This is a genomic window from Micromonospora sp. DSM 45708, from assembly GCF_039566955.1.
Classification (GTDB): domain Bacteria; phylum Actinomycetota; class Actinomycetes; order Mycobacteriales; family Micromonosporaceae; genus Micromonospora.
Window position 1 is genome coordinate 4,627,664 of record NZ_CP154796.1, and the last position, 17,208, is coordinate 4,644,871.

The following is a 17,208-nucleotide window of genomic DNA, read 5'->3' on the forward strand; positions in this document are numbered from 1 at the left end:
CACCGAGCAACGGACGGGAGAGCGGCGATGCTGCGGATCCACCAGATCGTCACCGGTGAGCTGGAGAGTTCCCTCTCGGTCAGCCTGCTGAACAGTGGCGCACACCCTGACCTGGACCGGTCCCGGGTCCTGCCGTACGGCTTCCGGAACGACATCCGGCGGCGCAACGGGCAGGTCACCGAGGGGGTGATGGTGCCGGTGCCGGTCTGGCTGATCGAGGGCACCGACAAGACCATCCTCATCGACACCGGCCTGGGGGCCATCGACGAGGTGTCGGCGATGCAAAGCCGCTACGGGGTCGACTTCGTCGCCTCCCGCGCGGAGGACCAGGACCTCGTGGCCGGGCTGGCCCGGCACGGGGTCCGTCCCGAGGACGTGGACGTGGTCGTCCTGACCCACCTGCACTTCGACCACGTCGGCAACAACGAGCTCTTCCCCCGGGCGCGGTTCGTCGTGCAACGCGACGAGCTGCCGCAGGCCATCGCCCCACCGTCGTTCTGCATGTTCTACTACCCCGACTACTCCTACAAGATCACCGCCATCCGGGACCGGCTGGACGTGATCGACGGCGACGTCGACATCGCCGACGGGGTCCGCCTGATCAAGATCGGCGGTCACACCCCGGGCTGCATGGTGGTCATGGTCGAGACCGCGCTCGGCACCGTCTGCCTGACCAGCGACGTCATGTACAACTACCGCAATCTTGAGCTCAACTGGCCGATGGGTTCGTTCTGGAACCTGCCCGAGCTGATGCGGGGCTACGCCCGCCTGCACCGCGAGGCGGACGTCATCGTCCCCGAACACGACTGGCAGTTCCGCGAACACTTCCCGAGCGGCACCATCGAGTAAGGAGTCCGGCCGTGAGAATTCTGCTGCTCGGAGAGTCGTGGTTCATCCACCTGATCCACCAGAAGGGCTTCGACAGCTTCACCAACAGCGAGTACCAGGAGGGCGGCGCGGAGTTCAAGGCCGTCCTGCGGGCCCGGGGCTGGGAGGTGGAGCACATCCCCGCCCATCGCATCGCCGACGACCTGCCCACCACCGTCGAGGACCTCCGCCGGTACGACTGCGTGGTGATCAGCGACGTCGGGGCGAACACGTTCCTGCTCACCCCGGCGGTCTTCCGGACCTCCGCCAGCGAGCCGAACCGGCTCGCCACCATCCGGGAGTACGTCCGCACCGGCGGCGCGCTGCTGATGGTCGGCGGGTACCTCTCCTTCTCCGGCATCGACGGCAAGGCCCGGTACGGGCAGAGCCCGCTGGCCGACCTGCTCCCGGTCGACCTGTGCGGCGGCGACGACCGGGTGGAGGCCCCCGAGGGCGTCCAGCCGAAGGTGCTGACCAGTCACCCGGCCCTGCCCGACCAGCAGACGGAGTGGCCGGCGCTGCTCGGCTACAACCGCACCACCGCCCGCGACGACGGCGAGGTGCTGGTCACCGTCGGCCCGGACCCGCTGATCGCCGTCCGGCAGGTCGGCGCGGGGCGTACCGGGGTCTTCACCTCCGACCTCGCGCCGCACTGGGCCCCGCCGTCCTTCCTGGCCTGGCCCGGCTACCCCGAGCTGTGGGCCCGCCTGCTCACCTGGCTGGCGGCCCGGTGACGGACCCGGGACCGGCGGCGGACGACCCGGTCGAGGTGCTGGTGGTCGGCAGCGCCAACCTCGACCGGGTGATCCGGCTCGACCGGTTGCCCCGTCCCGGTGAGACGGTGCTGACCGGCGACGCCGAGACCGGTGCCGGCGGGAAGGGCGCCAACCAGGCGGTCGCGCTGGCCCGGCTCGGCCGCCGGGTCGCGCTCCGCGCCGCCGTCGGCCGGGACGCCGCCGGCGAGACCCTGCTGGCCGCCCTGCGCTCCGCCGGGGTCGACGTCTCCCGGGTACGCCGCGTCGACGACGCCCCCACCGGGGAGGCGCTGATCCTGCTCGACCCCACCGGCGAGAACTCCATCGTGGTGCTCGACGGCGCCAACCGGCGGCTCGCGCCGGCCGATGTCGCCCCCGCCCACCCGGCACCCGCGGCCGTGCTGGTCCAGTGCGAGATCCCGGCGGCGGCGGTGCGCGCCGCACTCGCCGTCACCGGACCGCTCCGCGTGCTCAACCCGGCCCCGGCCGGGTCGGTCGACGCGGCCCTGCTCGACCAGGTGGACGTGCTGGTGCCGAACCGGATCGAGCTGGCCCAACTCACCGGGCTGTCGGTCGACGACGTCGACGACGCCCGACGGGCCCTCGCGACGCTGCCGGTGCGGCAGGTGGTGGTCACCCTCGGCGCGGCCGGCGCGCTGGTCCGCGACGGGCACCGGTACGACCTGGTGCCCGCCCCGACGGTGCCGGTGATCGACACCACCGGGGCGGGCGACTGCTTCTGCGGCGCGCTCACCGCGGCCCTGGTGGACGGGACCCCGCTGGCCGAGGCCGCCCGGTTCGCGGCGACCGCCGCCGCGCTCTCCACCCGCGCCGTCGGCGCGCAGGGCGGCCTCCCCACCCGGGCGGACGTCACCGAGCTGCTCGCCCGGCTGCCCTGAGCTCCAGCCGGGGCGGCACTATCAGACCGACCGATGCGACCCCACTTGACCACATCAAGCTCGCCGAAGAGGTCACCGAGCAGAACGCCCTGATCAGCAGGTTTCCGGTGGGATTCGAGTCTCAGCTCTCGGGATGCATGCCGGCGTCACGGCGATGGCAGCCAGTGCATGCGTCGATGTAACGAAGCCCTGTTGGCTGACGTCAGCGAGCTTCGAGACGACAGCCGACACCAGCCAGGCGGGGAGCAGCGACGCGTGAACACTTCGGTGTGAACTCTCGGCGAGCGGGTCGGATCGGGCTCGATGCGAGGTCAACCGGCCTGATGAGGCGCTTCTCGGCTCGGTTCGGCTGGCACGGTTGCTGTACTTCACTGCTGTACTTCTCGTCCTCGTGTAGCGCTGCTCAGCCGACCCCGAGCGTGGCGGCGAGCTTCGCGATCGTGGTCGGGGCGCGCGGGTCGCGAGCAACCTCGGCCAGGATGTCCCGGGCGACAGGCCGACATGTGATCTCGGCCGATGCGGTGCGCTCGGCCTCGGTCAGCAGGCGAGCCGCGTTGCCCACGTCCCCGGCGTGCAGGTAGGCGCGGGCGACGTCGAGCAGGTGCGCGGCGCGGTGTTCAGTGGGTAGCCCTCGCCAGCCGGAACGCGCCGTGGCATTCTCGTGCCAGGCAATCGCCGCATGAGCATCGCCGACCTCGACGGCTACGGCGGCGCGGGCCAGGTCGACGGCGGTGGGCCCGAAGCCGGTGCGGTGATGGTCGCACCCGTCACCGACCTGCTCCCCCATGCCGGCGGCCTCGTCGAGAAGTTCACCGGCGGCGGACTCGTTGCCGTCCTGCGCCGCCGCCAGACTGGCCTGGATGAGCAGGGTCCCGCACAGGGACAACTCCACCGGTCCGCCGTACTCGATTACGGATGGAGCGATCCGGTACGCGGCAGCGAGCATCACCGACCTCGCCTCCCGCGCCCTCCCGAGCGCGCGTAACACCTGGCCGAGCTGCACGGCTGCCGCGGCCACCAGCTCCCGGTCGCCGGTGGCGGCGAACATCGCCCGATCCACGGCCAACCACGCCAGCTCAGCGTCGCCGAGCTTGACCAGCAGAGCGGCGGTGACCCGGTACGCCTCGACCAGCGGCCCGCGACCCGAGCCCCGATCGTGAACATGGGTGCGCTGCGCGTTGGTGAGCAGGTCCGGTGCCAGGTCGACCACCTGCGGATAGCGGGCGTACTGGAACGTCGTCCACGCGTACCCCACATCCCGCAGCACCCGATCCACCGGCACCACCGGGCCACCTGCCAGCTTGCTCAACGGGATCTCGTAGCTGGACAAAGCTGCTCTGATACGGTCGACGCCGTCCGCGCGACCCTTCGCCTGGACCGGTGCGGCGTCCTGGCCGACAAGTGCTGCGGTGTCGATACGGAGTACCCGGGCGATCTCCTGAAGCGTCGACAGCTTGCCCAGCCGCCGCACGCCCCGCTCCACCTTGTCTACCCAGCTCTTCGACTTGCCGAGCCGGTCAGCGAACACCTGCTGCGACAACCTCCGCCGGCCCCGCCAGTACGCCACCCGCCGCCCCACCGGCAACACCTCAACGCTGCCCACGACGCCACCGCCGATCCGGCACCGCCCGGGTCGTCTCCTCCACCGGAATCCGATCCGCCTCCGCCTGGGCGAGAAGCCGCCGCTTCGCCGCCTCCCGCTCAGCCGCCTCGATCTGCTCGCCCCGGCTCACCGCCGACTCGTCGCCCTTACCCGGCACCTCACACCTCCCGTCACCCCCAGGTGACGGAGAAGCTACGGAAGGCTATGGATGGGCTCCATGGCCAGCGGACATGTCACCGTGACATGGGACGGTTCGACCAGCGCGAATGGTCGCCATACGCTCTTGGCTTGAACACCATGAGTAGTCGGAATGCGACGCTGGGAGCCGCCGTGCTGCTCGACCCGCTTCGAATACCAGAGGACGCATGGTCACACGGCGAGGTGCTGACCGCCTTGGCCGCCCGCGACATCGGCGGGCTGTTCCGCTGGATCACCAGCCTCACCGGCGCGAGTCAGAGCCGGATCGGGGCCGCCGTCGGGCTGGAACAGGGCTATGTCAGCCGGATCATGGCCGGACGCAAAGTCACCTCGATCGACGTCCTGGAGCGGATCGCCGACGGATGCCGGATGCCCGACCAGGCGCGAATAGTGATGGGCCTGGCACCCCAACAGGCCACCGTGCCGTCCCCACCGGCCCACCTCACCCCCGGTCGGCCCAGCGAATCACCGACCACCCGGACCTGGCATGACGACGTCCGCAGTGCCATAGAGCTTTGGCGAGGTGACGTGAACCGTCGAGATGTGCTCCGGCAGGTGGCCTTCAATTCCGCCGGCTACACCCTGCCGGCGTTGCGCTGGTTCACGGCCCCCGATCCGGCCCCGGTGACCCAGCCCGGCCGGAACGCCGTCGGTCAACCGCAGATTGACACCATTCGCGCGATGACCGCGACCTACCGCGGGCTGGACAACCAGTACGGCGGCGGGCACGCCCGCGACACCGTGGCCCGCTACCTTCACCAGGAGGTGACCCCACTGCTCACCGACGGCCGATACGACCACCGCACCGGTCAACGGCTGCTCGGTGCCGCAGCCGAACTAGCCCAACTCGCCGGATGGCAGGCTTACGACACAGCCGAACACGGCATCGCCCAGCGGTACCTCACCCTCGCCCTGGACTTCGCTCACGCCGCCGGAGACGACGGCCTCGGCGCGGAAATCCTCGCTGCGATGAGCCACCAGGCCACCTACCTCGGCCACACCGCCACCGGCCTCGATCTCGCCCGCGCCGCCGGCCAGGCTGCCCGACGCGCCGGGTTCCCCGTCCTAGCCGCCGAAGCCCACGTCATGGAAGCCCACGCACTAGCCAAAGCCCGCGACGAACGAGCCTGCGCCGCTGCCCTGCACGAGGCGGAACAAGCCCTCGACCGGGCCGACCGCAGCACCGAACCGCAATGGCTCAGCTACTTCGACGAGGCGTACCTGTCGGCCAAGTTCGGCCACTGCTTCCACGCCCTCGGCCGCAACACCCACGCCGAACGCTTCGCCGCCCGCTCCCTGCGCATGGACAACCGCTACGTACGCGGCAGAGCCTTCAACCTCGCCCTGCTCGCCAGCATCCAGGCCCAACAGGGCGAAACTGACCGCGCTTGCGCCATAGGTGCGGAGGCTCTGACCCTGACCAAACAGCTACGCTCCGCCAGAGCCGTCCGCTACCTGCGCGACCTGCAAACCCAGCTCGCCCCACGCCGGCGGCTTCCCACCGTTCGGCATTTCACCGCCCGCATCGACGCCACCCTCGGCCCTCGACGCTGACGCTTACAGCTCTCCCCTGGCCTTACGCGCGACCAACTCCAGCACCGCGATTACCGTGCCAGCACCGACGATCTCCCTCTGAGCCACAAGCCGATACGCCTCGTCGAGCGGGATCCAGGCGACCTGCTCAGCCTCATTCACGTCCACCGGCGTGCCGATGTGCTCTGCCTGCCGGGCCAGGAACAGCATATTCTCGGCGTCGGCCGTACCGACCCACGGCTGGAAGGACAGCAGCGGCTCGACGCCTTGCGGGCGCCAGCCGGTCTCCTCCTCAACCTCCCGCACCGCACACGCCGCCGGCTGCTCCTCGCCGTCGACATAGCCGCCGGGCACCTCCCACACCCACCGGTCGAACACGAACCGGTGCCGCCGCATCAACAGCAGGCGCTCCTGGTCGTCGAGCACGGCGACCATGGCCGACCGGGGAGCCCGGATCACGTACTGCTCGAACCGAACCCCGTCGGGCAGCTCGACCTCGGCAATGCTCAGCCGCGCTCGGCGGGTGTCGTCCACGACCCGCTCGCCGTGAATGGTCCACCGGGTCAACTCCGTCGCCTGCTTCTCCACCACCCAGCCAGTATCCGCGCCGCTCCCACCATGCTCGACAGGCAGCACCTACTGGCCGCACCACCCCGGCCACCCGACCCCTCGCTTGTGAGTTCTGGGCGCTCCGTCCGGCGGGGTCCGTTCATGTCTGCGACCTCGGGCGGCTGTCCGTGATCGGCCGCAAGCGGCTGCCCTTGTCCCGGTCGGTTGCTGTCAGCGCTGCTGTCGGCGCTACCGCCGCACACGCGACTCGATCAAAAGTGAGTAGCGGGCATCAAGTGAAATAGACTTGTGCCTACTCCGCCGCGTTCGCGCCGCCGTCGGTGTGCCAGCAGCCCGGTCTCAACGCTCGCCCATCGGAGGCTTCGTGCCCACACCGCCCGACCGCCAAGTGTGAAGCCCGACCCCTGGCAACGAGTGCTCGCGATCGGCAGCCTCGTCTCGGTGCTCTTCGTCGGCATCGGGCTGTACATCACGAACGAGGCAAACCGAGAGCAGCAGCGCCTCACCGAGCAGGGGCAGATCACCGAGCGGTTCACCACAGCAGTCGAGCAGTTGGGACAGCCGGGCCCGGAAAAGGTCGATGTTCGCCTCGGTGCCATCTACGCGTTGGAACGCATCATGCGGGACTCTGGCGTCGACCATCCCGCTGTCGTCCAGCTGCTCGCCGCCTTCGTTCGGGTTCACGCCCCCGCGCCCAACCTGAGTCCCAGTCCGCCGAGTCAGTTGGCAAAGCCGCCGACTTCCCCTCCGCCCCCGGTCGACATCCAGGCCGCTCTGACTGTGCTCGGCCGCCGTGAAGCCAATCAGGACCGGATCGGAATCGGCGACAACATCGACCTCTCCCATACGAGCCTGAGAGGTGTAGACCTGCATGGGGCGAGCCTGAGAGGTGTAGACCTGAGCGGGGCGGACCTGTTCGGCGCGGACCTGAGCGGGGCGGACCTGAACGCCGCAGGCCTGAGCGGGGCGAATCTGATTGGCTCAGACCTCGGCGGCACGAACCTGAACACCGCGTTCCTGCTGAACGCGGACTTGCGCTACGCAGACCTGGCCAGCGCCGAATTGTGGGGCGCGGAGCTGTCCGGTGCGAAGTTGGCTGACGCAGACCTTCGGAACGCAGACGTCGGCGAGGCAAATGGCGTGACCACTGAGAGTGTGCGGTTCGCGTGCATTGGTTTCGGCACGACATTGCCGCCCGGGGTGGTTAGCCCACGCGATCAGGAGTCCGAGGCTCACTGCCGCCCTCAGGAGTGGAAGTTGTTACCACCGAGGTTTTCTGATCGCAAGGCCGCGGCCGACAACGTGCGATGGGGGCTCGACGACGCTCCTCTGAGATGGTGGCGCGATGCCGGCGGTCTGTAGCCGTTCGCGACGGCCGTGATTCGCTGGGGTGAGGATTTGACTCCGGCATCGCGTTTGCTCATTCGCTTGCTCCTCGACTAGAAACATTGGCAGCTGGCCCGGCCTCACCTCGCGCGTAGCTGGCCGCATCGCCCTTGCTCGCGCCACTGGTCACCTTGAGCCATCCGAGATCGAGTCGCGACGTCTCGTTTACAGAAACGGCGTGCCCCATCCGGTGTCGTCCAGGCGCGTGCGCGACGTGGGGCAACTGTCCGGCTCCAGCGGCCGACGGCTGCCCTCGTCCCGGCCCGTTGCCTGTCAGCGTTGCTGTCGACAGCCGTTCCGCCGACGCCCCAGGCCGACCCTCGCTGGGCAAAGTTGTCTACATCGGATGGCACGTTCGTCGGGCGCGCCTTCGGTGTGAACGCGGCTGGGCCTCAACGTTGAGTGCTGTCAGGCACCGTTCTGTGTTGGCGACCATGGCCACTTCGCCGTCCCGTGTCGTTCGCCGCCGGCCGTCGCTGCTGCTTTCGCTGCCTCCTGGCTGCCTCCCCTCGCCGTCTGACCCGGGCTCCATCTTTTGGGGGCCACCGCCGGTCGCTGGCGGGAGCCGACGGCCGGGCACGGACGACACCATGCGTGCCTGAAGGGCAGCGACGGCCCCGTGAGGAGGCAGGTACCAACCAGGCTGGTCTACCTGGAGAAGCCGGAGACGCAGTAGCTAGGATCCGTCCATGTGGCACGGTGACGCGGTCGACCGGTTCTTCCAAGCGCAAGAGCGCCTGGTTACGCAGACAAGCGACTTTTCGATGATGACGATCGCGTCGATGGTCGAGGAAGGCTACATAGATCCTCTTGTTGAGACACGGCGACGTCGCCGTTGGGATCAAGCCCGCCAGTCGGCCCTAATTGAATCTTTTCTTCTAAATATCCCTGTACCACCGCTCTACTTTGCTCAAACCGAAGACTTCAGGTACAGCATTATCGATGGCTCCCAGCGCATCTACGCCATCCATTCTTTCATGCGCGGCGAGCTTGTGTTGAAATCCCTGCAAGCTTTCCCGGAGTTGAACGGCAGCAAGATTTATGACCTTCCTGATGCCATAGTCAAATCCCTGCACATGCGGCCACATATACGAGCGGTAACATTGCTAAATCAGTCAGACCCTACTCTTAAATACGAGGTCTTTGTTCGCCTCAACAAGGGGGGGCAGGCGCTCAACAATCAAGAAGTCCGCAATATTGCCTTCGAAGGCCCCCTTAATGATCTTCTTATACGGCTTTCCAGCGCTCCGTTCCTGCGGGCTCAATTCAAAATAACCGATGATTCTGATCGATACCGACGCATGCAAGACGTCGAGTATGTCTTGCGCTTCATCGCCTTCGCAGCGGATGGGATCCCGCGCCAGCTCCCCGTGTCGGACTTCCTCGATCATTTCATGATGCGCCATGCTAACGATAAGGAAGACACGCTAGAGCGATACGCGGCCGATTTCCGTCGCGCACTGCACGGATGCCAGAAAATTTGGGGCGAGAGGGCATTCCAGGCCAAGATTGGGTTTGCGAGGACTGTTTCCGGATCAGTGCAGTTGTACGACGCCCAGATGCTGGCGGTTGCGGCCAGCGCTGAGATCGACGTAGAGAAGGCTGCAAGCCGAAGAAATGAAATTATAGAAGCAACTGATGAGATTACAGCCCATGACCCCCAATTCGGCCTAAATCAAGCCACCTCGCCAAAGCGACTGACCTATAGGGTAGAGCGCATTGCCCAGCTGATACAAGGCTGAGCGAGATGGACGCACGCGAACGATTAATCAAGAGCTTGAATGCCTTGATCACCCACCTCGACTCCGGCGGTATTCAAGACACGGCGCTCCCGGGAACCCCGGCGGCAGAAGCAATCAGGCTCCTCAAGAACGGTCTTTCTGTATCAGCTTTCGCCTGCTTCGAACACTTCATCAGAGGTCGCATTGGCGAACTACTCCGACTCGTGTCGACGGCTGATGATCGCCCGCCCTTCGACCAATTGCCGAAGGGACTCCAGATTGCGGCCACTAAAGGCGTAGTGGAAGCGGTCCGCTTCCGGCTCAGCCAGCGGGGCGAAGGCTTAGACACCCCGGACATCGTCGCTCTCGCTCAACTGCACGCTGATGCCATCGCCTCCTCTCGATCTAACTCCTACTCGTTCTCCGATTGGGCGTTTGGGTGGTCTACCTCTAATGTGGGAGCTGGCACTCTGCGAGATTTTCTGGCAGCGGTTGATGCCGTCCAGCTATACGACCAAATCGGCGATACGTTACGCGAGGTAGGGTTTGACTTCGCTGCGGCGGGCCTAGCAAATGGAAGCGTGCTGAAGCTCGGCAGAATTGCGGCATGGCGTCATGAGGCAGCTCACGATTCCACAATCTCAGTGGACGCCGCACTACTTCGAACCAGAGTTATCGCCTACATGTCCGTCGCCTTTGCTTTCGATCTTTTGGCAAGCCTTGCAGTGGCAGCGTTGATCAATGGATTCGCCTCCGGCGCTTCGGCGTCGGCGAGTCGAAGCGGAATACCCGTTAATTTTCTCGGGCCGAGTGGCGACAAGTATCAGCTTCAGGACCGGTCCGGCGGGGATCTGGGCACCTTCTACGGCACAGCTCATTGCCAAGACCACTTAGAGAAAAGAAGCCTCCCGTTTGTCGGCGCCGTAGTGATGCGTAGTTCTCAGGGACATATAGTCGACTGGTTCTTTCATTGATACATACCGTGGACCAACGCATGCCCGAGCGGCCCGCGACCCCTGGTGACTTTCGCCGGCATCTGAAACAACTTTACTCTCGCCGCGTTCCCGTACCCCCGGGTCAGGACTTGGCCGCCGCCTTCGCCCCGCCGGTCGTCGGTCCGACACCCGGTTTACCGTCAGGCTGACTAGACGGGCTGCCGAGCCAGGGCGATGCCGACGAATTGAAGCGGAACTAAGAGCAGCTTCGCCGCCACCAGCGGGAACAACACCAGACGCCTGCTCACGCGCCGCCTGGGGCTGCCAGCGTTGGTGGCTGATTGACGGCGTTTGACGGTGTTTTGTGCCCCGTGTGTGCCCCACCTTGCCGAGGGCTTGGTTGCCGTCCTCGCCTCTTGCCCGGCGTGACCGCGTGCATGGTCCCTTACCCGGTCCGGGCCTACGATGTCGCCATGACCAACTGGGCTGAAGTTGCGAAAAGCCTTTCTCCCGTTTTCGCAGCCGCTATTGCCGTTTTCGGTGTGGCGCTCGGCGCTCGCTTAAGTCGACGAACAACGTCGGATTCCTTTATGCGCGAACGCATCTTCTCGGAAATGGAGAAGCGGCGAGAAGTGGCAATCGCATTTCGAAAAGCCCTGTGGGTCTATTCTTCTCGGGTGCAGAAGATGCGAGACCTCGCCCAAGAGGCCGCCGATCAACAGCAGGCGGGTAAGAAGGTTTCCATAAAGTTTGACCTCAACGAGGCTCGGGCAGCGCAGCGAGCCACGCTCGACGCGTTCGCTGACCTTGAGATGCGCGCAACTATGCAGGTTCAGATTCCCGCGCGCAACTGCCTCGAAGCGCTCACCAGCGCCTTTAACCACCTGACAGCCTTCCGAATTCAAGAGGGCATGGCTCAGCTTGCATATCAGGAGCAGCAGTATGCTGAGTTGAGCAAGGAACTGAACAAGGAAGCGGAGCACTTCAACGCCATCATCTATGCGAGCTTCACGCCAATCTGGCGAGCACTCCTCAACAGGGCGGCAAGAAAGCCCTTGCCTTACGAGGTCTTGAACGCCCCTATCGAGCTCCGCATCCCTGGGGAACGGATTATTCCCTTACAGCAAGAGGGAGATACAGGAACCAGCCGCTAGCGGGGCCTGGCCGTCGCCTGGCCGTCGCCTACCGACATGCCGTCGCTGTTCCGCAACGGGTCAAGCGGGCCTTGACGTACGGACGGACCTGCCGGAACGGGCTGAGTCGGTTTTCGTGTCGCGGACCATGCCCCACGCGGACACCGCCACAGGAGCGCAGTTGACCTGACCTGGACCGGTGCGGACCCGGCTCCTGGGGTCGGAGCTGGCCATCGGCGGGCACCCCTCCCCTCCCAGGTGAGCAGCTGACCTGACCGCGAGCGGCTGCGGAGTCGGCTCCTGGACGACCGCCAGGTCCTCGGCGGACACCGCCCCCATGCTTGGGGCTTGCTGCGCAGACCCGGCGGCGCGTTACCTGCGCCGCGCTGCTCAAGCGCGGCGCGGCCGGCTGCCGGCGACGGATCTCACCACTCTTCTTGCTAACCCGTCTTCGGCGGCCCCTTGGGCTTACCGCTTCCGCGCCAGCCGCCGGGCGTGTTGCGTGGCCGGAGTCGGAGCGCCAGCGGAGCGACGGACACGCGCCCAGGCGGCGGCGCGTGCGGCCCGTTCAGGGCCGCCTTGATAGACGTACGGAAAGTCCTCCCACACCGGCCGGCAGTCGCCGGGTCCATCGGGGCATGCTGAGCACGTGCACATCCCTTGGCGGACCAACGTTGACGTGTTCGCGCAAATCCTGCGACGGCATGGCGTCAGGGAGAATTCAGTGACCGATGTCGAGGCGGCGTGGGATGCGTTCACTGAGTTCCTACAACTGGACATCGACGGCCTCGATCCAACTCCGGACTCCGATGCCGATGGTTTCATCATTCAGTGGGGCCGACGGTCATGGAGCGACAGCCGCCTGATTCTGACCTTCACCCGGCAGCTGGCCATCGCTGATGTCGGTGACCATGATGATCCCTACCGGCAGCGCGAACTGTGGCGGCTCGACTTGGAGATGGCCTTCGACGACGAGGCCGATCTGGTCGGCCTTGACCGGCTCGATGTCCAAGACACAGGGTTCAAGTTCGCTCCCATCGGGCCGCTCCGCGCCGCAGCGCTGTTCGATACTTGGGCGGAGACGCAGCGGCATGGCCCCGTCCGGGCAGCCTGGATCGCAACCCCATCGAGTAGTGGCTTGTCCTTCGAGTGCGTCTGCTGACACGCAGGAAGCGCGACGTGAAGTGGGTTCGCCAGGCCGGTAGAGCTGGGTCACGACGGGTTGACGCATCGACACCCGGTGCTACTCTGGCGTCGTCGAGCACGCCAGCGCGGCCTTCCTGCCGGATCGCTGGACTCGATGTCGGAGACGCTGAGCGGCCTTCCTGCCGCTGATGCGGGCCACGTCCCCGCCGGCTCTCGACCACCCCGGCCACTATGCCGGCCTGAATCCGCTGAGCTGCCCAGTACGGCCTTCCCCGCCGTCCACGATGGCCCGGATTCGCACTTCACGGGTGGGTACAGCCTGCGGCAACCCGCCGGATGCCGATATCCCAGGCTCCCCACCCGTGCCGGCCCCAATTGCCAAGTCCACGAGCGTGAAAGGACATGACCCATCGGCGGGAAGTGGCACGACCACGGTTCCGCCCTCCGGCGTCAGCCGCCCTCTCGGCGGTGCCAGGAGACACGACGAACACCACCAGCGGACACAGCGTCCACGGCTGGTGGTGCTTCGTCTCCCGTCCCTGCCACCCCTTGAAGAGGAGAAAACCATCTTCACCGCCTACCGCCCCGGCCTCGCCGCCGGCCGCGACGCCCAGGTCCTGCACCGCGCCGACTCGCCGGAGTTCTCCGGCTGGCTGGAGCACACCCGCCCCGCCGGCGGCTGCTCCCGACCGATCCGCCTCACCGGCACCATCGCCGCCGTCGACCGGAACACCGGCCGCATCACCAGCCAACTGCACACCGACGAGCTGCCCGACCGCACGCTCTACAAGGCATGCGGCAACCGCCGTGAATCGGCCTGCCCGGACTGCGCCTGGGTCTACCAGGGCGATGCCTACCAGGTCGTCTGTCGCGGCCTGACCGGCGGCAAGGGCGTCCCCGCATCGGTCGGCCGGCACCCGGTCGTCTTCGCCACCTTCACCGCCCCGTCCTTCGGCCCGGTCCACCACCGCCACGTCCCACGCCACACCTGCCGCAACCGGCAGCGCTGCGACTGCCGACCCGCGCCCTGCCGCGCTCGGAGCAACGCCGGCACCTGTGAGCACGGACAGCCGGCGGCGTGCTTTGCCCGCCACGACGCCGACGATCCACGGATCGGCAAGCCGCTGTGCCTCGACTGCTATGACCACGCCCACCAGGTCGTCTGGAACTACTTCTCCGGCGAGCTGTGGCGACGCACCAAGCAGGCCATCGAACGCCACCTCGCCGCGCTCTGCCGCCAACGCGGCATCCCGAAGATCGGCATCGTCACCGCCGCCGGCACCGTCCGCTGGGTGCCGCCCGTGCGCGTATCCCACGGCAAGGTCGCCGAGATGCAGCGCCGGGCCGCCGTGCATTTCCACGCCCTGCTACGCCTCGACGGCGTTGACCCCGCCGACCCAAACACGCTCGTGCCGCCTCCGGCCGGCATTACCGTCGACGACCTGGAGGCCGCCGTCCACGCAGCCGCCCGGCAGATCACCGTCACCACACCACCCCATCCCGACCAGCCACAGGGATGGCTGATCGCCTGGGGCGAGCAGGTCGACGTGCGACGCATCAACAGCAGCGACGGCGAGCTGACCGACAGCAAGGTCGCCGCCTACCTCGCCAAGTACGCCACCAAGGCCACCGAAGCCACCGGCCACAGCTCCACCCGACTCATTCCCTCCACCATCGACGACTATTCCGACCCCGAAGGCGACCACACCGCCCGCCTCATCGACGCCTGCTGGCACCTCGGCCGCCCCACCCAGACCAACGGGAGCGGTGGCGCCGCAACAGCCGGCGACCGTCAAGACAGCCTTGACACCAAACCGAACCCCTACGCCGGGCTGCGCCGCTGGACACACATGCTCGGCTACGGCGGCCACTTCCTCACCAAAGCCCGCCGCTACTCCGTCACCTTTGGCCAGCTCCGCGACACCCGCGCCACCTACCGCCGCGAGGAAGACGACGAGTCGGCCGACACGATCACCGTCGGCACCCTCACCTACCTCGGCTCCGGCTGGCTCACCGAAGGCGACGCCCTGCTCGCCAACACCGCCGCGCGGCAGCGCCGCGAGAGCAGACGCATCGGACGGGAAGAACTCGCCCACGAGGCGTGGCTGGGGGTGGCCGCATGAGCCGAGAACTCACCCCCCGCTGGTACTCCCCCGCCGAGGTCGCCGTCCTGCTCGGCTTTGGCATCTCCAAGGTCAAGATGAAGATCGCCACCGGCGAGCTGCGTTCCATCAAGGACGGCAAGTACCGCCGCATCCTCCCCGAATGGGTCGATGACTACATCCGCGAGCAGGTCGAGCGCCAGGAGGCCGCCTGATGCCCGCCCGCGCACGCGCCAACGGCGAAGGCTCGATCTTCCCGTACCGGAACGGCTTCGCCGCCTACGTCTGGGTCACCAAGCCTGACGGCCGGCGCACCCGCAAGTACGTCTACGGCAAGACCCGAGAGGCAGTCCACGACAAGTGGATCAAACTGCACCAGCAGGCGAAGCAGGGACCAGTGGCGACAAGCGTCCCCACGGTCGGCAGCTTCCTCACCTACTGGCTGGCCGAGATCATCCAGCCGAACCGGGCACCGTTGACCTACGCCACCTACGAGACGTTTGTCCGCCGCTACATCGCCCCCGGCCTCGGGACGAAGCGGCTCGACCGGCTCCAGTCGCGCGACGTGCAGACCTGGATCAACCAGATAGCTCGCACCTGCCAGTGCTGCGCACAGGGCAAGGACACCGTCCGCCCGAAGCACAAGCGGCGCTGCTGCGCGGTCGGCCGCTGCTGCCAGGCCGTCCCGTCGACGCGCACAGTGAGCGACATCCGGGCCGCGCTGCGGGCCGCCCTCTCCCACGCCCAGGCCGAAGACCTCATCACCAAGAACCCCGCTGTCGCGGTCACCCTCGCCACTGTTCGCCGCCGCCGGGGCAAGTCCTGGTCGAGCGACGAGGCCCGGAAGTTCCTGGAGTCCGCGAGAGCCGACGACGACCCGCTCTACGCCGCCTACGCCCTGGTCCTCGTCACCGGACTGCGCAAGGGGGAGGCGCTGGGACTGACCTGGGCAGACGTCGACCTCGACGCCGGAGATCTGACCATCGGTCGCCAGCTCCAACGCGTACGCGGGCAGCTCCTGCACCGCGACACCAAGACCCAGGCGTCCGACGCCACCCTCCCCCTGCCCGACATCTGCCTCACGGCCCTGAAACTGCGGAGCGAGCAACGCGACGAGGCGAGAGCAGCCGCCGGCAAGGCATGGCACGAAAGCGGACTCGTCCTCACCACCCGCTACGGCACACCGATCGAGCCGCGCAACTTCCAACGCTCCTGGCAGACGCGGTGCGACAAGGCAGGCGTCAAGCCGATCACCGTCCACGACGCCAGAAGAACCTGCGCCACCCTCCTGGCCGACCTCGACGTCCATCCCAGAGTCGCCATGCAGGTGCTGAGGCACGCCCGCTTCTCCGTAACGATGGAGATCTACACGCAGGTCACATCGACAAAGACGAGAGAAGCGCTCAAGCGCCTCGGCGACTCACTCAGCCACTGACGAGAACTGCTGTACAAAGCTGCTGTACGACAGCAGAAAGGCCACCTCCCGAAGCCGGGAAGTGGCCTTTGACCTGCGTGGGCGATACTGGGATCGAACCAGTGACCTCTTCGGTGTGAACGAAGCGCTCTCCCGCTGAGCTAATCGCCCTCAGCGCGCATGACTCTACCCGATCGACGGCCCGGACCAAAAACCGGGCCTCAGTGCGTCGCGAGGTAGTGCAGCACCCGCGCCACCACGTCGATGCCGAGGCTGTACTTCAGCGACAGCCACACCACCACCGACACGAAGAGCAGCCCGACCAGGCCGAGCACGAAGCGCACCGGCAGCGATCGGCTGGTCACCCAACGCGTCCAGGCGTTGACGTGCCGGCGGGTGAACGCGAGCAGCCGGCGGGCCCAGTGGAACTCGACCGCCCAGACGCCGAGTCCGGCGATGACGAGCAGCCAGCCGGGGCCGGGCAGCGGGATGAGCGCGATGCCGACGGTGACCACGACGGCGCCGAGGATGCCGATGAAGATCCGCAGCGCGATGCGGCCGGTGGGGTTGGCCCGGATCAGGTCGAGCGTGGTGTGCAGGCGACCCCGCCAGCCCTGCCGACGCGGCGTGGTGGGAGCGGCTGGGGAACGCCCGTCGACCGGCACTTCGTACCCCCGATTTCTGGCCGTTCGGGCCGCATCTTCCGGCGAACCGCCAGTGGCCCGCGATGCCACCGAGGATCCCCTCGTGACCATTTCCACCCCCAGTGTCGCGCGGGACCGTCACCCCTGCTGAGGACTGGACGTTACCGGAGTAAGTCGACGACTGAACCACCCGTTGCCGGGCGGGACGACGGAGTGGGCGGAACCGGAAATCCTACTCGGGGTCTCCCGGCCCCGAGAGCTTTCCGACCCCCTTCCCACCACTGGGTGAAGTCAGCGTATGG

At 67.1% G+C, this 17,208-nt stretch carries 16 protein-coding genes and 1 tRNA gene; 12 read left to right on the plus strand and 5 right to left on the minus strand.

Annotation, left to right across the window (positions count from 1 at the left end; translation table 11 throughout):
- The first annotated feature begins 27 nt into the window (after positions 1-27).
- The 3 genes from VKK44_RS19555 to VKK44_RS19565 are packed head-to-tail and all read left to right on the plus strand — an operon-like array spanning position 28 to position 2,521.
- On the plus strand, positions 28-849 hold the full coding sequence (locus VKK44_RS19555; protein WP_343442607.1) for an N-acyl homoserine lactonase family protein: 822 nt from the start codon (positions 28-30) through the stop codon (positions 847-849).
- An 11-nt stretch (positions 850-860) separates the two neighbouring features.
- On the plus strand, positions 861-1,601 hold the full coding sequence (locus VKK44_RS19560; protein ID WP_343442608.1) for a glutamine amidotransferase: 741 nt from the start codon (positions 861-863) through the stop codon (positions 1,599-1,601).
- The gene (locus VKK44_RS19565; protein WP_343442609.1) at positions 1,598-2,521 is read left to right on the plus strand and encodes a ribokinase; all 924 of its coding nucleotides are present in this window, start codon (positions 1,598-1,600) and stop codon (positions 2,519-2,521) included. Before VKK44_RS19560 ends, VKK44_RS19565 begins: the two co-directional genes overlap by 4 nt.
- 403 nt (positions 2,522-2,924) lie before the next feature.
- On the opposite strand, the gene VKK44_RS19570 is transcribed toward VKK44_RS19565, so the two are convergent.
- Positions 2,925-4,124: a helix-turn-helix domain-containing protein gene (locus VKK44_RS19570; protein WP_343442610.1), complete on the minus strand. Its 1,200-nt coding sequence runs from the start codon at positions 4,122-4,124 to the stop codon at positions 2,925-2,927.
- On the minus strand, positions 4,111-4,281 hold the full coding sequence (locus VKK44_RS19575) for a hypothetical protein (protein WP_343442611.1): 171 nt from the start codon (positions 4,279-4,281) through the stop codon (positions 4,111-4,113). Before VKK44_RS19575 ends, VKK44_RS19570 begins: the two co-directional genes overlap by 14 nt.
- A 173-nt stretch (positions 4,282-4,454) precedes the next feature.
- On the opposite strand from VKK44_RS19575, the gene VKK44_RS19580 reads away from it, so the two are divergent.
- Entirely contained in the window at positions 4,455-5,876 is a 1,422-nt protein-coding gene (locus VKK44_RS19580) for a helix-turn-helix domain-containing protein (protein ID WP_343447820.1), read from the plus strand.
- Between the two features lie 3 nt (positions 5,877-5,879).
- Here VKK44_RS19580 and VKK44_RS19585 read toward each other — a convergent pair whose 3' ends face one another.
- Positions 5,880-6,446, minus strand: coding sequence for an NUDIX hydrolase (locus VKK44_RS19585; RefSeq protein WP_343442612.1), 567 nt, complete (start codon positions 6,444-6,446; stop codon positions 5,880-5,882).
- Positions 6,447-6,866: 420 nt separating this feature from the next.
- Here VKK44_RS19585 and VKK44_RS19590 point away from each other — a divergent pair, with 420 nt between their 5' ends.
- The 8 genes from VKK44_RS19590 (at position 6,867) to VKK44_RS19625 (ending at position 16,283) form a co-directional block, all read left to right on the plus strand.
- Positions 6,867-7,787 carry a pentapeptide repeat-containing protein gene (locus VKK44_RS19590; protein WP_343442613.1) on the plus strand — a complete coding sequence of 307 codons (921 nt, stop codon included), beginning with the start codon at positions 6,867-6,869 and terminating at the stop codon, positions 7,785-7,787.
- Between the two features lie 713 nt (positions 7,788-8,500).
- Positions 8,501-9,553, plus strand: coding sequence for a DUF262 domain-containing protein (locus VKK44_RS19595; RefSeq protein WP_343442614.1), 1,053 nt, complete (start codon positions 8,501-8,503; stop codon positions 9,551-9,553).
- A gap of 5 nt (positions 9,554-9,558) precedes the next feature.
- Entirely contained in the window at positions 9,559-10,506 is a 948-nt protein-coding gene (locus VKK44_RS19600; protein WP_343442615.1) for a hypothetical protein, read from the plus strand.
- Positions 10,507-10,940: 434 nt separating this feature from the next.
- On the plus strand, positions 10,941-11,621 hold the full coding sequence (locus tag VKK44_RS19605) for a hypothetical protein (RefSeq protein WP_343442616.1): 681 nt from the start codon (positions 10,941-10,943) through the stop codon (positions 11,619-11,621).
- 703 nt (positions 11,622-12,324) lie between these two features.
- Positions 12,325-12,762 (plus strand): hypothetical protein, encoded by a 438-nt coding sequence (locus tag VKK44_RS19610; RefSeq protein WP_343442617.1) that lies wholly within the window; start codon positions 12,325-12,327, stop codon positions 12,760-12,762.
- 550 nt (positions 12,763-13,312) lie between these two features.
- A complete protein-coding gene (locus VKK44_RS19615) occupies positions 13,313-14,869 on the plus strand; it encodes a replication initiator (RefSeq protein WP_343447821.1) in 1,557 nt (518 codons plus the stop codon).
- Positions 14,866-15,063, plus strand: coding sequence for an excisionase family DNA-binding protein (locus VKK44_RS19620; RefSeq protein WP_343442618.1), 198 nt, complete (start codon positions 14,866-14,868; stop codon positions 15,061-15,063). The genes VKK44_RS19615 and VKK44_RS19620 overlap by 4 nt, the downstream gene beginning before the upstream one ends.
- Complete coding sequence (locus VKK44_RS19625) at positions 15,063-16,283, plus strand: tyrosine-type recombinase/integrase (RefSeq protein WP_343442619.1); 1,221 nt, start codon at positions 15,063-15,065, stop codon at positions 16,281-16,283. Before VKK44_RS19620 ends, VKK44_RS19625 begins: the two co-directional genes overlap by 1 nt.
- Positions 16,284-16,361: 78 nt before the next feature.
- Here VKK44_RS19625 and VKK44_RS19630 read toward each other — a convergent pair.
- Both VKK44_RS19630 and VKK44_RS19635 read right to left on the minus strand, forming a co-directional pair.
- Positions 16,362-16,433: transfer RNA gene (locus VKK44_RS19630), tRNA-Val, on the minus strand.
- A 50-nt stretch (positions 16,434-16,483) separates the two neighbouring features.
- Positions 16,484-17,017: a TIGR02611 family protein gene (locus VKK44_RS19635; RefSeq protein ID WP_343442620.1), complete on the minus strand. Its 534-nt coding sequence runs from the start codon at positions 17,015-17,017 to the stop codon at positions 16,484-16,486.
- Between the last annotated feature and the right edge of the window lie 191 nt (positions 17,018-17,208).

What these genes read in the sequence shown, in the direction of transcription:
- VKK44_RS19620 (WP_343442618.1), top strand. Translation starts at nt 14,866, where the DNA reads ATGAGCCGAGAACTCACCCCCCGCTGGTACTCCCCCGCCGAGGTCGCC.
- VKK44_RS19600 (WP_343442615.1), top strand. Translation starts at nt 9,559, where the DNA reads ATGGACGCACGCGAACGATTAATCAAGAGCTTGAATGCCTTGATCACC.
- VKK44_RS19605 (WP_343442616.1), top strand. Translation starts at nt 10,941, where the DNA reads ATGACCAACTGGGCTGAAGTTGCGAAAAGCCTTTCTCCCGTTTTCGCA.
- VKK44_RS19595 (WP_343442614.1), top strand. Translation starts at nt 8,501, where the DNA reads ATGTGGCACGGTGACGCGGTCGACCGGTTCTTCCAAGCGCAAGAGCGC.
- VKK44_RS19635 (WP_343442620.1), bottom strand. Translation starts at nt 17,017, where the DNA reads ATGGTCACGAGGGGATCCTCGGTGGCATCGCGGGCCACTGGCGGTTCG.
- VKK44_RS19625 (WP_343442619.1), top strand. Translation starts at nt 15,063, where the DNA reads ATGCCCGCCCGCGCACGCGCCAACGGCGAAGGCTCGATCTTCCCGTAC.
- VKK44_RS19555 (WP_343442607.1), top strand. Translation starts at nt 28, where the DNA reads ATGCTGCGGATCCACCAGATCGTCACCGGTGAGCTGGAGAGTTCCCTC.